The 14287-nt window shown below is 66.6% G+C and carries 12 protein-coding genes; 4 read left to right on the plus strand and 8 right to left on the minus strand.

Annotated elements, in window-relative coordinates; genetic code table 11:
* The first annotated feature begins 38 nt into the window (after positions 1-38).
* Complete coding sequence (locus tag IE97_RS0108315; RefSeq protein WP_030233899.1) at positions 39-4964, plus strand: DEAD/DEAH box helicase; 4926 nt, start codon at positions 39-41, stop codon at positions 4962-4964.
* Positions 4965-5027: 63 nt separating this feature from the next.
* Here IE97_RS0108315 and IE97_RS0108320 read toward each other — a convergent pair whose 3' ends face one another.
* Together IE97_RS0108320 and IE97_RS0108325 are read right to left on the minus strand one after the other, a co-directional pair.
* Complete coding sequence (locus IE97_RS0108320; protein ID WP_030233902.1) at positions 5028-5237, minus strand: DUF397 domain-containing protein; 210 nt, start codon at positions 5235-5237, stop codon at positions 5028-5030.
* Positions 5234-6109 carry a helix-turn-helix domain-containing protein gene (locus IE97_RS0108325; RefSeq protein ID WP_030233905.1) on the minus strand — a complete coding sequence of 292 codons (876 nt, stop codon included), beginning with the start codon at positions 6107-6109 and terminating at the stop codon, positions 5234-5236. The genes IE97_RS0108320 and IE97_RS0108325 overlap by 4 nt, the downstream gene beginning before the upstream one ends.
* A gap of 156 nt (positions 6110-6265) precedes the next feature.
* On the opposite strand from IE97_RS0108325, the gene IE97_RS0108330 reads away from it, so the two are divergent.
* Together IE97_RS0108330 and IE97_RS0108335 are read left to right on the plus strand one after the other, a co-directional pair.
* Entirely contained in the window at positions 6266-6721 is a 456-nt protein-coding gene (locus IE97_RS0108330; protein WP_037844056.1) for an ATP-binding protein, read from the plus strand.
* A gap of 263 nt (positions 6722-6984) precedes the next feature.
* Complete coding sequence (locus IE97_RS0108335; protein WP_030233914.1) at positions 6985-7911, plus strand: helix-turn-helix domain-containing protein; 927 nt, start codon at positions 6985-6987, stop codon at positions 7909-7911.
* Between the two features lie 9 nt (positions 7912-7920).
* On the opposite strand, the gene IE97_RS0108340 is transcribed toward IE97_RS0108335, so the two are convergent.
* Positions 7921-8334, minus strand: coding sequence for a hypothetical protein (locus tag IE97_RS0108340; protein ID WP_030233917.1), 414 nt, complete (start codon positions 8332-8334; stop codon positions 7921-7923).
* A gap of 45 nt (positions 8335-8379) precedes the next feature.
* Between IE97_RS0108340 and IE97_RS0108345 the strand changes: the two genes are divergently transcribed.
* Positions 8380-8766, plus strand: a complete 387-nt coding sequence (locus tag IE97_RS0108345) for a phage holin family protein (RefSeq protein WP_037834846.1) — start codon at positions 8380-8382, stop codon at positions 8764-8766.
* A gap of 97 nt (positions 8767-8863) precedes the next feature.
* Here the strand turns inward: IE97_RS0108345 and tuf are convergent, their stop codons facing one another.
* The 5 genes from tuf to IE97_RS0108370 form a co-directional block, all read right to left on the minus strand.
* Positions 8864-10057, minus strand: a complete 1194-nt coding sequence (gene tuf, locus IE97_RS0108350) for an elongation factor Tu (RefSeq protein ID WP_030233924.1) — start codon at positions 10055-10057, stop codon at positions 8864-8866.
* Positions 10058-10214: 157 nt separating this feature from the next.
* Positions 10215-12341: an elongation factor G gene (gene fusA / locus IE97_RS0108355; protein ID WP_030233927.1), complete on the minus strand. Its 2127-nt coding sequence runs from the start codon at positions 12339-12341 to the stop codon at positions 10215-10217.
* A gap of 39 nt (positions 12342-12380) precedes the next feature.
* The gene (gene rpsG / locus IE97_RS0108360; protein WP_003998848.1) at positions 12381-12851 is read right to left on the minus strand and encodes a 30S ribosomal protein S7; all 471 of its coding nucleotides are present in this window, start codon (positions 12849-12851) and stop codon (positions 12381-12383) included.
* Positions 12852-12853: 2 nt separating this feature from the next.
* Positions 12854-13225 carry a 30S ribosomal protein S12 gene (gene rpsL, locus IE97_RS0108365; protein WP_003948652.1) on the minus strand — a complete coding sequence of 124 codons (372 nt, stop codon included), beginning with the start codon at positions 13223-13225 and terminating at the stop codon, positions 12854-12856.
* Positions 13226-13546: 321 nt separating this feature from the next.
* Complete coding sequence (locus IE97_RS0108370) at positions 13547-14071, minus strand: DUF1707 and DUF4190 domain-containing protein (RefSeq protein WP_030233929.1); 525 nt, start codon at positions 14069-14071, stop codon at positions 13547-13549.
* Positions 14072-14287: the final 216 nt, after the last annotated feature.

The raw sequence follows: 14287 nt of genomic DNA on the forward strand, positions 1-14287 counted from the left end.
GTCTCCCGCCAAGCGCGCTGAGCAGAGAGCGAGCCCTTGTGACCACCACCGTGCACGACGTCCTTCGAGTCATCCGCGAGAAGTCGACGACCAACCGCGAGCTCGGAACCGCGTTCGAGCGGCTCATGGTGCGCTTTCTCAGTACGGACCCGCTGTGGAGCGAGCAGTTCAGCCGGGTTTGGATGTACGGCGAGTGGCCGGGCGCGGCCGGTAACCAGCGGGACCTCGGCATCGACCTGGTGGCGCAGGAACGCGAGACCGGAATCCTCTGGGCGATACAGTGCAAGTTCTATGAATCGGACCACACGGTCCAGAAGTCCGATATCGATTCCTTCTTCACCGCCTCCGGACAGGGCGGTTTCGCTCGCCGCCTGATCATCTCGACCACGGACAAGTGGGGGCCGAACGCCGAGGCGGCTCTGCACGACCAGCAGATCCCTGTGCAGCGCCTCGGTCTGTCGGACATCGCGGCAAGCCGTGTCGAGTGGCGGCTGCCCGCCAGCGGTGACGCCGCTCAGGTCGAGCTGTCACTCAAGGGCAAGAAGACCCCACGCTCCCACCAGCTTGAGGCCATCGACGCGGTGTTCCGCGGCTTCGAGGAGCACGAGCGCGGCAAGCTGATCATGGCGTGCGGAACGGGCAAGACGTTCACGGGCCTGAAGATCGTGGAGCGGCTCGCAGCGGAGCGCACCGCGGGCGGCCAGGGTGAGCACACCACGGTGTTGTTCCTCGTCCCGTCCATCGCTCTCCTGTCGCAGACACTGCGCGAGTGGCGGTACGAGACTCGAACCCCGATGCGTGCCTTCGCGGTCTGCTCCGACGTGAAGGTCTCGCGCGGCCGTGTCGACGCCGACGACCTGGACATGTCCACGCACGACCTGGCGATGCCCGCCACCACGGACCCAGCCCGGCTCCTTGCCCAGATGTCCGGCGACGGGGGCCCGGTGCCCGCCGGTCTGACCGTGATCTTCTCGACGTACCAGTCGATCGGCACGATCGCCAAGGCGCAGGAGATGGGGCTTGACGCCTTCGACCTGGTCCTGTGCGACGAGGCGCACCGCACCACGGGCGTCACGCTCGCGGGCCACGACGAGTCGAACTTCGTCCGGGTCCATGACAACGACGTGATCCGCGCCGCCCGCCGTCTCTACATGACGGCGACCCCGAGGATCTACAACGAGGACACCAAGGCGGACGCGAAGGACGCCTCCGCCGTGCTGGCCTCCATGGACGACGAGAGTCTGTACGGGCCGGAGTTCCACCGGCTCGGTTTCGGCAAGGCGGTGGAGCAGGGGCTGCTCACCGACTACCGGGTCCTCATCCTCACCGTGGACCAGAACGTGGTCGCCAAGTCCTACCAGCAGGGCCTGGCGGCCGGCGGCTCCGAACTGAACCTCGACGACGCCGCCAAGATCATCGGCTGCTGGAACGGCCTGGCGAAGCGCACCGGCACCTTCGGGGACGGCACGCACTTCGAGCCCGGCGAGGAGCCAATGCGCCGGGCTGTCGCCTTCGCACGTTCCATCAAGGACTCCCAGGCCATCGCGGACCACTTCAACGCGATCGTCTCCTCGTACGAGGACGCGGACGACGAGCTGCTGAACTGCGAGGTCGAGCACATCGACGGCACGTTCAACACGCTGCGCCGCAACGACCTGCTCGACTGGCTCAAGCAGGACCCCGGCCCGAACAACGCCCGCATCCTGTCCAACGCCCGTTGTCTGTCCGAGGGCGTCGACGTCCCGAACCTGGATGCGGTCCTCTTCCTCCAGCCGCGCAACTCCGTCGTCGACGTCGTGCAGTCCGTCGGCCGTGTGATGCGCCTGGCACCGGGCAAGCGCTACGGGTACATCATCCTGCCGGTCGCCGTGCCCGCCGGGATGTCCCCGGAGGAGGCCCTGGCGGACAACCGCCGCTTCAAGACCGTCTGGCAGGTCCTTCAGGCGCTGCGCGCCCACGACGACCGGTTCAACGCGTCCGTCAACCAGATCGAGCTCAACAAGAAGGCGCCGAACACCATCGGAATCGGCACGATCGGTGCCGGGGACGAGTCGGTCGGCGACCAGGACGGCAGCAGCACCGAGGCGAGCGAGCAGGCGAAGAAGGACAAGGAGCAGCAGTCCGCCCAGTACATCCAGGACCGCCTGGAGTTCGATGAGGCGTGGCGTACGGCCATCTACGCCCGGATCGTCGACAAGGTCGGCGAGCGCACCTACTGGGAGCAGTGGGCCAAGGACATCGCGCTGATCGCCGAGCGGCACGTCGCCCGGATCGAGGCGGGCCTGACTGACCCGCAGAAGGCTGATGCTTTCAGCGAGTTCGTCGAGGAACTGCGGTCGAACATAAACCCCGGCGTAACCGACTCCGACGCCATCGACATGCTCGCCCAGCACCTGATCACCAAGCCCGTCTTCGACGCGCTGTTCCAGGACTACGCGTTCGCCGACCACAACCCCGTCTCGCAGGCGATGCAGCGGATGCTGGACGTCCTGGACGACGACACCATCTCGGCTGAGGCAAAGACCCTTCAGGGGTTCTACGAGTCCGTGCGGGTACGGGCGGAGGGCATCACCGACCACGAGGGCCGCCAGCGGGTCATCACGGAGCTGTACGAAAAGTTCTTCAAGACGGCGCTGCCCAAGACGGCGGACGCGCTCGGCATCGTCTACACACCGACGGAGGTCGTCGACTTCATCCTGCGGTCGGTCAACCAGGCGTTGGAGCGGCACTTCGGGCGTTCGCTGTCGGACGAAGGCGTGCACGTCCTCGATCCGTTCACGGGCACGGGTACCTTCGTGGTGCGGCTGCTCCAGTCCGGCCTGATCAAATCGGAAGACTTGCTGCGCAAGTACACGCGGGAGCTGCACGCCAACGAGATCGTGCTGCTCGCGTACTACATCGCGGCGGTCAACATCGAGGCAGCGTTCCACGATCTGTACGCGGAGGCCGCCGGCGGCGTGGGTGCCGCGGGTCCGGATGCGTACGTGCCGTTCGAGGGCATCGTGCTGACGGACACGTTCCAGCTCGCGGAGAGCGGGGAGGGGCGGCTGTTCGGGGACGTGTTGTCTGGGAACAGCGAGCGGGCTCGGAAGCAGATGGGGCAGGACATCCGGGTCGTGCTGGGAAATCCGCCTTATTCGGTAGGACAGGACAGCCAGAACGACGACAACCAGAACCTCAAGTACGAGGTGCTGGACGGCCGTATCCAGGAGACCTACGCGGCCAGGTCGACAGCGAAGAACAAGAACTCGTTGTACGACTCCTACCTCCGCGCCTTCCGCTGGGCCTCGGACCGGATCAAGGACGAGGGCGTCGTGGCGTTCGTCTCCAACGGCGGCTACATCGATGGAAACACGGCTGACGGCGTGCGCAAGTCTCTGACGGGCGAATTCGACACCGTGTACTGCTACAACCTGCGGGGCAACCAGCGCACGGCCGGGGAACTCTCCCGTAGGGAGGGGGGCAAGATCTTCGGCTCCGGCAGTCGTAACACGGTGGCCGTGATTGTCCTGGTCAAGGGTGGCCGTACGGATGCGCCGCGCGGGCTGTTCTACCGGGACATCGGCGACTACCTCAGCCGCGAGGACAAGCTCGGCATCATCCGCGGGCAGAGCCTGGACTCGGTGGAGTGGCAACGGATCTCGCCGAACGCGGACGGGGACTGGATCAACCAGCGGGACGAGCGGTTTGGGACGTTCCAACCGATCGGCGAGACGGATAAGTCCGCTATCGAAAAGGGCATCTTCAGGCTGTTCTCCCGTGGGCTTGAGACGGGCCGAGACTCATGGATTTACAACTTCTCCGGACAACAGCTCCGCCAAAATGTGGAATCGATGGTGGACTTCTACAACGAGCAGGCAACTGGGTTCCAAGAACATTGCAGGACCTTGGGCAGTATCGACCCCCAAGCCGCAGATGCGAACCGCTATATCGACCGTGATGCTGAGCGAATCAGTTGGACGACGAGCCTGATCTCGAAGCTGGCGCAGGGGAAACGAGTGAAGTACGCGTCTGATCACGTTGTCACGGGCCTGTACCGTCCCTTCAACCGCCAAGCGGTGTATTTCGAGCGAGATCTCATCCATCGTCCTGGCAAGATGCCGCAGCTGTTCCCGACGCCGGAGCACGAGAACTTCGGCTTCTACAACGTCGGCAATGGATCGACAGTCCCCTTCTCGGTGCTCATGCTGGATTGCCTCCCTGACCTGCACGTTACGGGCGCAGGCAGCGGTGGCCAGTTTTTCCCCCGCTACACCTACCGCGAGCTCACCGTGGAAGGGGGCTTCGACTTCGGCGGCGAAGACGGGGGTGCCGCATACGAACGCGTCGACAACATCACCGATGCCACCCTCGCCGCGTACCGCAAGACGTACGCCGACAAGGTTCCCGGCCTCACCAAGGACGACATCTTCTTCTACGTCTACGGGCTGCTGCACTCCCCCGCGTACCGTGAGGCCTACGCCGCCGACCTGAAGAAGTCCCTGCCGCGTATCCCCAAGGTGCGCGACTTCCGGGCGTTTGCGGAGGCCGGCCGTCAGCTCTCCCAGCTGCACATCGGCTACGAGTCCGCAAAGCCCTTCGGCGGCATCGTGGTGTCACTCAGCAACACCCGCCCAGACATGCCCGAGGCCGAGCTGTACCGGGTGACCAAGATGAAGATCCCGAAGACGAAGGGCATCCAGGACCGGACGCGGATCGTCTACAACAACCACATCACCCTGGAGAACATCCCGGAGGAGGCCTATGAGTACCAGCTCGGGGCGCGCTCCGCGATCGAGTGGATCATCGACCGGTACCAGGTGAAGACCGACCCCAAGTCCGGCATCGTCAACGACCCCAACGACTGGTCCGATGACCCGCGGTACGTCGTCGACCTGCTCAGGCGCATCGTGACGGTCAGCCTCGCCACCGTCGAGATTGTCAAGCACCTCCCGCCGCTCGACATCATCGAAGACGCCGTCTGAGCCGCCACTGTGGAGCACCCCACGCGAGGCTCCGACCTCGGGTGGGGTGCCGGGGGCGACGAGTCAGTGCCCAGAGGCGTACGTAACGAAGCCCGACCATGCCTCGGGCGTGAGTGCCAACTGCGGCCCCGCGGCGTCCTTTGAGTCACGGACGTGGATGGCGTCGGAGGCTACGGCGATCTCGAGACATGAGTCGCCATCGGGGCCGTCGCTGTAGCTGCTCTTGAACCACGCCAGTTCGGAGGCATCCCCAGCAGTGGACTTGCGGATCATGTTTCTCCCAGCAGTTTCTCGATGAAGGCCAGCGACTCGCCTGGGGGTAGAGCCTGCGCCCGGATGGTGCCATACCGCAGCTCAAGGATGCGGAGCTGCCTTGGGTCGGTGATCGGGCGCCCATTGAACGCGCCGTCGGATCGCCCTACGGCCGTTCCGTCCTCGAACTTCAGCACTTCGATCCTGCCGCTCATGCCGGGATGGGGCGCGCTGTCCATCGGCATCACCTGGAGTGTGACGTGGTTCAATCGCCCCACCTCCAGTAGGCGTTCGAACTGCAGTCGCCTCACCATTGTGCCTCCAACCTTGCGGCGCAGCGTCGCCTCTTCCAGGACGAAGCTGAGCGCGGGTGCAGGTGACCGCTCATAGACGGCCCGTCGGGCCATACGGGCGGCCACCCGCCTTTCCAGGTCCTCGGGCGAGTAGGCGGGCTGCCACGACTCCAAAAGGGCTCGGGCGTGCTCGGGCGTTTGCAACAGGCCAGCGATACTGCTGCACACGTACACGCCGATCTCGACCGCTCGCGCCTCCATCTGCGCCAGGTCCCGCACCTTCTTCGGGTACCGGACCTTCTTCACGTCCTCCTTCATCGCCGCGATGAGCCCACCGGCGTTCAACACCTCGTCGGCCTTGTCCAGATACTCGAACCGAGGGATCCGCTTCCCACCCTCGATCTTGTAGACGAGGTCCTCCCCGTACCCGACCGCCGTCCCGAACTCGCCGGCCCGCAGCCCCACCGCCTCCCGCCGCAGCTTCAGCTGCCGCCCCACGGTGGCGATGACCGCCAGACCCCACTCATCGTCGGCATCCACCTCCCAACCCGGCTCGTCCGCCTCGCTCTTGAGCCGCACCGCTTCCCCGTCGACCGTCATCGCACCGCCCCTCTGTCGTATCGCCGCACTTCGACGCCCCGCCCCCGTACGGCCCTCCTGACAAGCCCGGACACGACCGGACAAGCACCCGACAGTCACCGTACGTATCGGGTTCGTCACTGTTCACGGTAAGCGCCGACCGCCACGCTGAGTGATGTGAATCAGGAAATCGCCGAACCCGGAACCGAACTGCACGACCGCATCCGCAACTTCAGCGTGCCGCTGTCCTCCACACCACGGGGAGCCCGCCTCGCCCGCCTGCTGGCGACCGAGCAACTCCGCACCTGGGGACTCCCGCCGGCCCCTGCGGAGCACATCGTGGCCGAGCTGGCGGCCAACGCCGTCACGCACGGCCGCGTCCCGGGACGGGACTTCCGGCTCACGCTGTACGTCGTGGGCGACACCCTCCGCATCGAGGTCACCGACACCAGAGGCGACCGATTGCCGCACCGTGAACCCACCACCGCCGACAGCGAGTCAGGCCGTGGCCTCGTCCTCGTAGAAGCCCTCGCTGACCGCTGGGGAGTGGCCCACGGGCCCAGGCCACGCAAGACCGTCTGGGCAGAAGTGAAGATCGGGGACACCGGATCGCGGACCGTCCCGCCCCGGTAACTCACGACCCGACGCAACGCGTGATCAAAGCTTTTCCGAAACCGGGTGGTGAGAACCGACCAAACCCAACCCCACCCACCTCCCCGCTGCGCCCCCGGCAAGCCCGTCACCCGGAAGAGTGGCGCTGCCCAACTGGGCTGGATCTCGGCCCGGTTCCCGGGCATATGCTCGCCGCGACCACAACCGCAGACATGCGACGGCCCCCGGCCGGGACTGGCATCCCGATCGAGGGCCTGACCACCGAGGAAGTTAGGGCCTTCCCGATGGATACCCAGCACCTTAGCGCGCCCGCATGCGCCCAGCCGCTGAATCCGCGCGGCATCACCCACATCAACACCAAGCACACGACCCGCTTCACGGTCGTCGGCAACCACCTCACCCAGCACCGTCGGCTCTCCCTCACGGCGATCGGCCTGGCCTGCCACATCCAGTCGCTGCCCTCAGGGGCCCGCGTCGACATCAAGACCCTCGCCGCCCGCTTCACCGAGGGCGAGACCCGCATCGCCGCCGCCCTGCGCGAACTGGAGACCCACGGCTACCTGGCCCGCACCCGCGAGCGTCTCCCCAGCGGCCGGATCGTCACGCACACGGTCTCGTACAACCAGCCACTGGCCACGGAGACGCCACACCGCGAGGCGAACGCCACCCCGCCTCCCGCACCACCTGTCACTCCCCCACCGGCGCTGTCGCAGCCCGCCGAACCGGAGGCCGGAACCGAGCCCCAACCCGGGCCCGCAGCCGAGCCGAAGCAGGCCCCCGAGCCCCCACTCCCCGAACCTCGAACCCCCGACCTCGACCGTCACCGCACAGCCACCACCCTCCTCGCCACCCTCCACCACCACGACCCCCGTCTGCTCCTCTCCGAACGCGACGTCCACCGCCTCGCCCCCGCCGTGGCCGCCTGGCTGGAACGCGGCGCACGCCCCGAAGCCGTACGCCACGCCCTGACGTCGAACCTCCCGAGCAATCCCCGCCGCCCGGTGTCCCTGATCGCCTACCGCCTCACCGAACTCCTGCCACCCGAGGCGCCTCCCGCGCCTCCCGCACCGTCCGACGACACCCACGCTCCCCCGCCCCCTCCCCCTTTCCACAACTGCGAGGGCTGCGAGCGCGCGATCAGAACACCCACACCCGGCTCCTATTGCCGTGACTGCCGCGACGCGGGCCTGGACACCTACATGGCGGCATGAACTCCCGGCTCAGAGCTTGCCCAGGATGACGCTGCGCCAGGTCCAGCCCGACTTCAGGACGACGCTCTGGAGGGGGTCGCGCAGCTCCGAGCTGTCGAAGCGGAATATCTCCGTCGCTTCAAGGCCACCACTGTCTCCGCGCTCGACCCTGTAGCGGCTGGAGACGGTCCTGTCCGGCCCGCGCGAGTACGCCCCTGAGATCTTCAACTGCGGCGGATCACCGACCCGGGTGACCTCCCAGCTTCCCTCGAGAACGCGTACCTCATGGTCCTCCGGGACCAGCCGCATCCGGATCCGGACGGCGCGAGTCAACTGCGACGCGACGAAGAAGGTCTGCCACGCAGGCTCCGCCATCCGCCACTCCGCCACCAGGTCGGCGTCTTCCGCGGCACTGAGCGCCGTCCTGGACGAGAACCCGCGCACGCCGCGACCTTGTTGCCGGACATGCCCTAAGTCATGATCCGCACCATGGACAAGCGACGACGCGTACTCGGCACCTTTCTCGGGGTCACACTGGCCACCGTGCTCCTACCCGGCATCAGCCCGATCCTCGACTCACCCCCGTGGGAGGTGGTCCTCGCCGGCGCGGTCTTCCTCATCGTGAACCAGCTGATCTACAGCTACCCGAACGACATCAGGACGGCTCCCCCGATCCTCCTGCTGCTCCTGGGGGTGGTCGGCATCGCTCAGGACACCCTGATCTGGCTGCTCGTCTCCTGGCTCGGCTCCGACATGGAGTACGGCCTCCACGTCGACGGCTTCCTCGCCGCCCTGCTCGGCGGCGTCATCGTGCGGGTGACGGTCCTGGTTCTCCTGGCCCTCGGACCGTCCGGGACGGCTGCCCAGCCGTCGTGAACGGGCATCGGGAACAGCAAAAGGGCCCGCACGACCGAAGTCGTACGGGCCCCTTCGAGCCACTCAGGTCAGTAGACCCTCAAGCCAGTCCGAAGACTCACTTGTTGATCTTGGTGACCTGGCCGGCGCCCACGGTCCGGCCACCCTCACGGATGGCGAACTTCAGGCCCTCTTCCATGGCGACGGGCTGGATGAGCTCCACCTTCATCTCGGTGTTGTCACCCGGCATGACCATCTCGGTGCCCTCGGGGAGGGTCACCACGCCGGTCACGTCCGTCGTGCGGAAGTAGAACTGCGGGCGGTAGTTGTTGAAGAACGGCGTGTGGCGGCCACCCTCGTCCTTGGACAGGATGTAGGCCTGCGCCTCGAACTCGGTGTGCGGGGTGACCGAGCCCGGCTTGATGATGACCTGGCCGCGCTCGACGTCCTCGCGCTTGATGCCGCGGAGGAGCAGACCGACGTTCTCACCGGCCTGGCCCTCGTCGAGGAGCTTCCGGAACATCTCGATGCCGGTGACCGTGGTGGTGGTCTTCTCCTGCTTGATGCCGATGATGTCCACGGTCTCGTTGACCTTGAGGACACCACGCTCGATACGGCCGGTGACGACCGTACCGCGACCGGTGATCGTGAAGACGTCCTCGATCGGCATCAGGAACGGCTTGTCGACGTCACGCTCGGGCTCCGGGATCGCCGTGTCGACGGCGTTCATGAGCTCGAGAACCGAGTTGCCCCACTCCTTGTCGCCCTCGAGGGCCTTCAGAGCGGAGACCTTGACGACGGGAACGTCGTCGCCCGGGAACTCGTACTCGGAGAGGAGCTCACGGACCTCGAGCTCGACGAGCTCCAGGATCTCCTCGTCGTCCACCATGTCGGCCTTGTTCAGGGCGACGACGATGTACGGAACGCCGACCTGGCGGGCCAGGAGCACGTGCTCCTTGGTCTGCGGCATCGGGCCGTCGGTGGCGGCGACCACGAGGATGGCGCCGTCCATCTGCGCCGCACCCGTGATCATGTTCTTGATGTAGTCCGCGTGACCGGGGCAGTCGACGTGGGCGTAGTGACGCGTCTCGGTCTGGTACTCGACGTGCGCGATGGAGATGGTGATACCGCGCTGGCGCTCCTCAGGAGCCTTGTCGATCTGGTCGAAGGCCGAGGCCTCGTTCAGGTCCGGGTACGCGTCGTGCAGCACCTTGGTAATGGCGGCCGTGAGGGTCGTCTTACCGTGGTCGATGTGACCGATGGTGCCGATGTTGACGTGCGGCTTAGTCCGCTCGAACTTCGCCTTCGCCACTGGGGTCCTCCTGTGGAGTGGTTCTGGTACGCCTTACTCATCGGCGCCAGGTGATCTTTGCTGGAAAGCCCGGATCCCCGGGGCATTCTCACCACGATTGCGGCGGAATGCCCCTCAAGGCTCCGGAGTCAAGCCTACGGCGTGTAGACGCGGTGCGTTACTCGCCCTTGGCCTTCGCGATGATCTCCTCGGCGACGTTCCGCGGAACCTCGGCGTAGGAGTCGAACTGCATGGAGTAGCTCGCACGGCCGGACGTCTTGCTGCGCAGGTCGCCGACGTAGCCGAACATCTCCGAGAGGGGCACGAGGCCCTTCACGACGCGGGCACCGGCCCGCTCCTCCATGGCCTGGATCTGGCCACGGCGGGAGTTGATGTCGCCGATGACCTCACCCATGTAGTCCTCGGGCGTGGTGACCTCGACGGCCATCATCGGCTCGAGCAGCACGGGGCTGGCCTTGCGCGCGGCCTCCTTGAAGGCCTGCGAGCCGGCGATCTTGAACGCGAGCTCGGAGGAGTCGACCTCGTGGTAGGCACCGTCGAGCAGCGTCACGCGGACACCGGTCATCTCGTAACCGGCGAGGATGCCGAACTGCATGGCCTCCTGCGCACCGGCGTCCACCGAAGGGATGTACTCCTTCGGCACACGGCCACCGGTCACCTTGTTGACGAACTCGTACGAGGCGTCGCCGCCCTCGATCGGCTCGATCGCGATGATGACGCGAGCGAACTGGCCGGTACCACCCGTCTGCTTCTTGTGGGTGAACTCGACCTTCTCGACGGCCTTGCGGATCGTCTCGCGGTACGCGACCTGCGGCTTACCGACGTTGGCCTCGACCTTGAACTCACGGCGCATACGGTCGACCAGCACCTCGAGGTGCAGCTCGCCCATGCCGCCGATGATGGTCTGGCCGGTCTCCTCGTCCGAGTGGACCTGGAAGGACGGGTCCTCCTCGGCCAGGCGCTGGATCGCGACGCCGAGCTTCTCCTGGTCGCCCTTCGACTTGGGCTCGATGGCGACCTGGATGACCGGCGCCGGGAAGTCCATGGACTCCAGGATCACCGGGTTCTTGTCGTCGGACAGCGTCTCACCGGTGGTGGTCTGCTTCAGGCCCATGACGGCGACGATGTCACCGGCGCCCACCGACTCGATCTCCTCACGCTTGTTCGCGTGCATGCGGTAGATCTTGCCGATGCGCTCCTTCTTGCCCTTCACGCTGTTCAGCACCTGGGTGCCGGCGTGCAGGCGGCCGGAGTACACACGGACGAAGGTGAGCTTACCGAGGTGCGGGTCGCTCATGATCTTGAACGCCAGCGCGGCGAGGGGCTCGTCCTCCGACGGCTTGCGCGCGATGACCTGCTCCGGGTCCTTGACGTCGTGGCCCTCGATGGCCTCGACGTCCAGGGGGGTGGGCAGGTAGCGCACGACCGCGTCGAGCAGGGGCTGAACGCCCTTGTTCTTGAACGCGGTGCCGCAGAACACGGGGGTGACGGTGGTGCCGCCGCCCTTGCCGGACGCGATGGTGATACGGCGGATCGCGGCGTAGAGCTGCTCCACGGTGGGCTCGGTGCCCTCCAGGTACAGCTCCATCAGCTCTTCGTCGTTCTCGGCGACGGCCTCGAGCAGCTTGCCGCGGTACTCCTCGGCAGCCTCGGCGTGGGTGTCCGGGATGTCGACGGTGTCGTACATCTCGCCCTTGGTCGCCTCGGCCGACCAGACCAGGGCCTTCATCGTCACGAGGTCGATGACGCCCTTGAAGTCCGCCTCCGCGCCGATCGGCAGCTGCATGACCAGCGGCTGCGCGCCCAGGCGGTCGGAGATCATGTCGACGCAACGGTGGAACTCGGCACCGGTCCGGTCGAGCTTGTTGACGAAGCAGATACGCGGAACGCCGTAGCGGTCCGCCTGACGCCACACGGTCTCGGACTGCGGCTCGACGCCGGCGACACCGTCGAACACCGTCACGGCACCGTCGAGCACGCGCAGGGAGCGCTCCACCTCGACGGTGAAGTCGACGTGACCCGGGGTGTCGATGATGTTGATGGTGTAGTCGTTGTCCTCGAGCGGCCAGTGACAGGTGGTGGCAGCAGAGGTGATCGTGATGCCACGCTCCTGCTCCTGCTCCATCCAGTCCATGGTGGCAGCGCCGTCGTGGACCTCACCGATCTTGTACGACACGCCGGTGTAGAACAGGATCCGCTCGGTGGTGGTCGTCTTGCCCGCGTCGATGTGGGCCATGATCCCGATGTTGCGGACCTTGGCCAGGTCAAGCGAAGTGGTAGCCATAAGGCTTCAGTCTTCTCTCGGTCTCGATGGGGTCTGCGACTACCAGCGGTAGTGCGCGAAGGCCTTGTTGGACTCGGCCATCTTGTGCGTGTCCTCGCGCTTCTTCACAGCGGCGCCCAGGCCGTTGCTGGCGTCGAGGAGCTCGTTGAGCAGACGCTCGGTCATGGTCTTCTCGCGACGGGCGCGGGAGTAACCGACGAGCCAGCGCAGCGCCAGGGTGTTGGCACGGCCGGGCTTGACCTCGACCGGAACCTGGTAGGTGGCACCACCGACACGGCGGGACTTGACCTCGAGGGTCGGCTTGATGTTCTCGAGAGCGCGCTTCAGCGTGATGACCGGGTCGTTGCCGGTCTTCTCGCGCAGGCCCTCCATGGCGCCGTAGACGATGCGCTCGGCGGTGGAGCGCTTGCCGTTCAGCAGCACCTTGTTGATCAGGGAGGTCACCAGAGGAGAACCGTAGACCGGGTCGATGATGACCGGGCGCTTCGGGGCGGGGCCCTTACGAGGCATTCTTACTTCTCCTTCTTGGCGCCGTAACGGCTGCGAGCCTGCTTGCGGTTCTTGACACCCTGGGTGTCGAGCGAACCGCGGATGATCTTGTAGCGAACACCCGGCAGGTCCTTCACACGGCCGCCGCGCACGAGCACGATGGAGTGCTCCTGCAGGTTGTGTCCCTCACCCGGAATGTAAGCCGTGACCTCGATGCCGCTGGTCAGACGCACACGCGCGACCTTACGGAGGGCCGAGTTCGGCTTCTTCGGGGTGGTCGTGAACACACGCGTGCAGACGCCACGACGCTGAGGGGAACCCTCGAGTGCGGGCGTCTTGTTCTTCTCGACCTTGTCCTGCCGGCCCTTACGGACCAGCTGCTGGATCGTAGGCACTACTTCTCCGGTTTCTGTGTGCCGATGGGTACAGCTAACCTGGAACGTCGCCGACCCACGCGGTCGGGTGTGTCGAATCCCGCGGACTCCCGCCGCGAGGCAGAATTAAGCGCGGATTACGGTGGCCGGTGTCAGCTCGCCGTGCGGTTGATGGCACACACGAGAGCCAGGGCACACCCCAGGCACAAGGTCTGAGCGTACCTATCGCATTCGCTGCGGTCAAAACAAATGGGCACCGCCCGCATCGCCACGCGGGACATGTCAAGCCCCCCGGCCGTTGTCGATCTTCAATTCGACGGCGAGTGTCCGCTTTGCATACGTTCAAGATGCTACGACGGACACCACCGTCAGCAACACCAGGACGAGTGCCCAGCCGACCGTGGACAACCACCCGAGGACGAGCCCGGTCAGCGCGAGCCCGTCCCCCAGCTCCCCGCGGCTGCGGATCTCGGCCCGCGCCACATGCCCCAGCACGACGGCCGGAATCCCGGTCAGCCCCATCGTCGGCACGCACAGCAGCCCGCACACGGCCGCCGCTACCGCCTTCCCGTTCGTCTGGGGCCGCGGCGGCACGGGCAGGAACGTCCGCGGCACGGGCGCGTACGAGGCCGACTGCGCCACGGGCCCCTGCGGCAGGTCGGCGACGAGCAGCGCCAGCTCCCCCACGGTCCGCGCCGCGTACGCCCGCGCCACCCGCTTCTCGAACTCGGCGTGCTCCATCCGCCCCTCGCCGTACCCGGCTCTGAGCACGTCCACGGCACGCTCCCGATCGGCGTGCGAGGCGAGCATCGACGGGGCGCTGTGGCCCGGCCAGGGTTGCCAGGACGGATAAGGCGGCTGCGACACGGAGCACCTCCCCGGAGGTGGAATGCTTCCATGATGCGCCGAAGCCGGCTTTCTGGCACGGGTGCGTCCCCGCAGGGGGCGTGTGTCGGCCGGGCGGCCGGTGCCGCCGCGTGCTCCCGGCGGCCCTCAGAGCGGCCGCTGCCCGGGCGCTGGAGCCCCGGGGCCGGAGGGGCGGGCCTCGGGGAGCCCAGAGGCGTCCGGGGGCCCGCCGCCCGC

Origin of the sequence: Streptomyces sp. NRRL S-455, assembly GCF_000717875.1 — a bacterium.
Classification (GTDB): domain Bacteria; phylum Actinomycetota; class Actinomycetes; order Streptomycetales; family Streptomycetaceae; genus Streptomyces.

Excerpts from the sequence above, each read along its gene's own strand:
- IE97_RS0108320 (WP_030233902.1), bottom strand. The coding sequence starts at position 5,237 with ATGATCCGCAAGTCCACTGCTGGGGATGCCTCCGAACTGGCGTGGTTC.
- IE97_RS0108325 (WP_030233905.1), bottom strand. The coding sequence starts at position 6,109 with ATGACGGTCGACGGGGAAGCGGTGCGGCTCAAGAGCGAGGCGGACGAG.
- IE97_RS0108335 (WP_030233914.1), top strand. The coding sequence starts at position 6,985 with ATGGATACCCAGCACCTTAGCGCGCCCGCATGCGCCCAGCCGCTGAAT.
- IE97_RS0108345 (WP_037834846.1), top strand. The coding sequence starts at position 8,380 with ATGGACAAGCGACGACGCGTACTCGGCACCTTTCTCGGGGTCACACTG.
- fusA (WP_030233927.1), bottom strand. The coding sequence starts at position 12,341 with ATGGCTACCACTTCGCTTGACCTGGCCAAGGTCCGCAACATCGGGATC.
- rpsG (WP_003998848.1), bottom strand. The coding sequence starts at position 12,851 with ATGCCTCGTAAGGGCCCCGCCCCGAAGCGCCCGGTCATCATCGACCCG.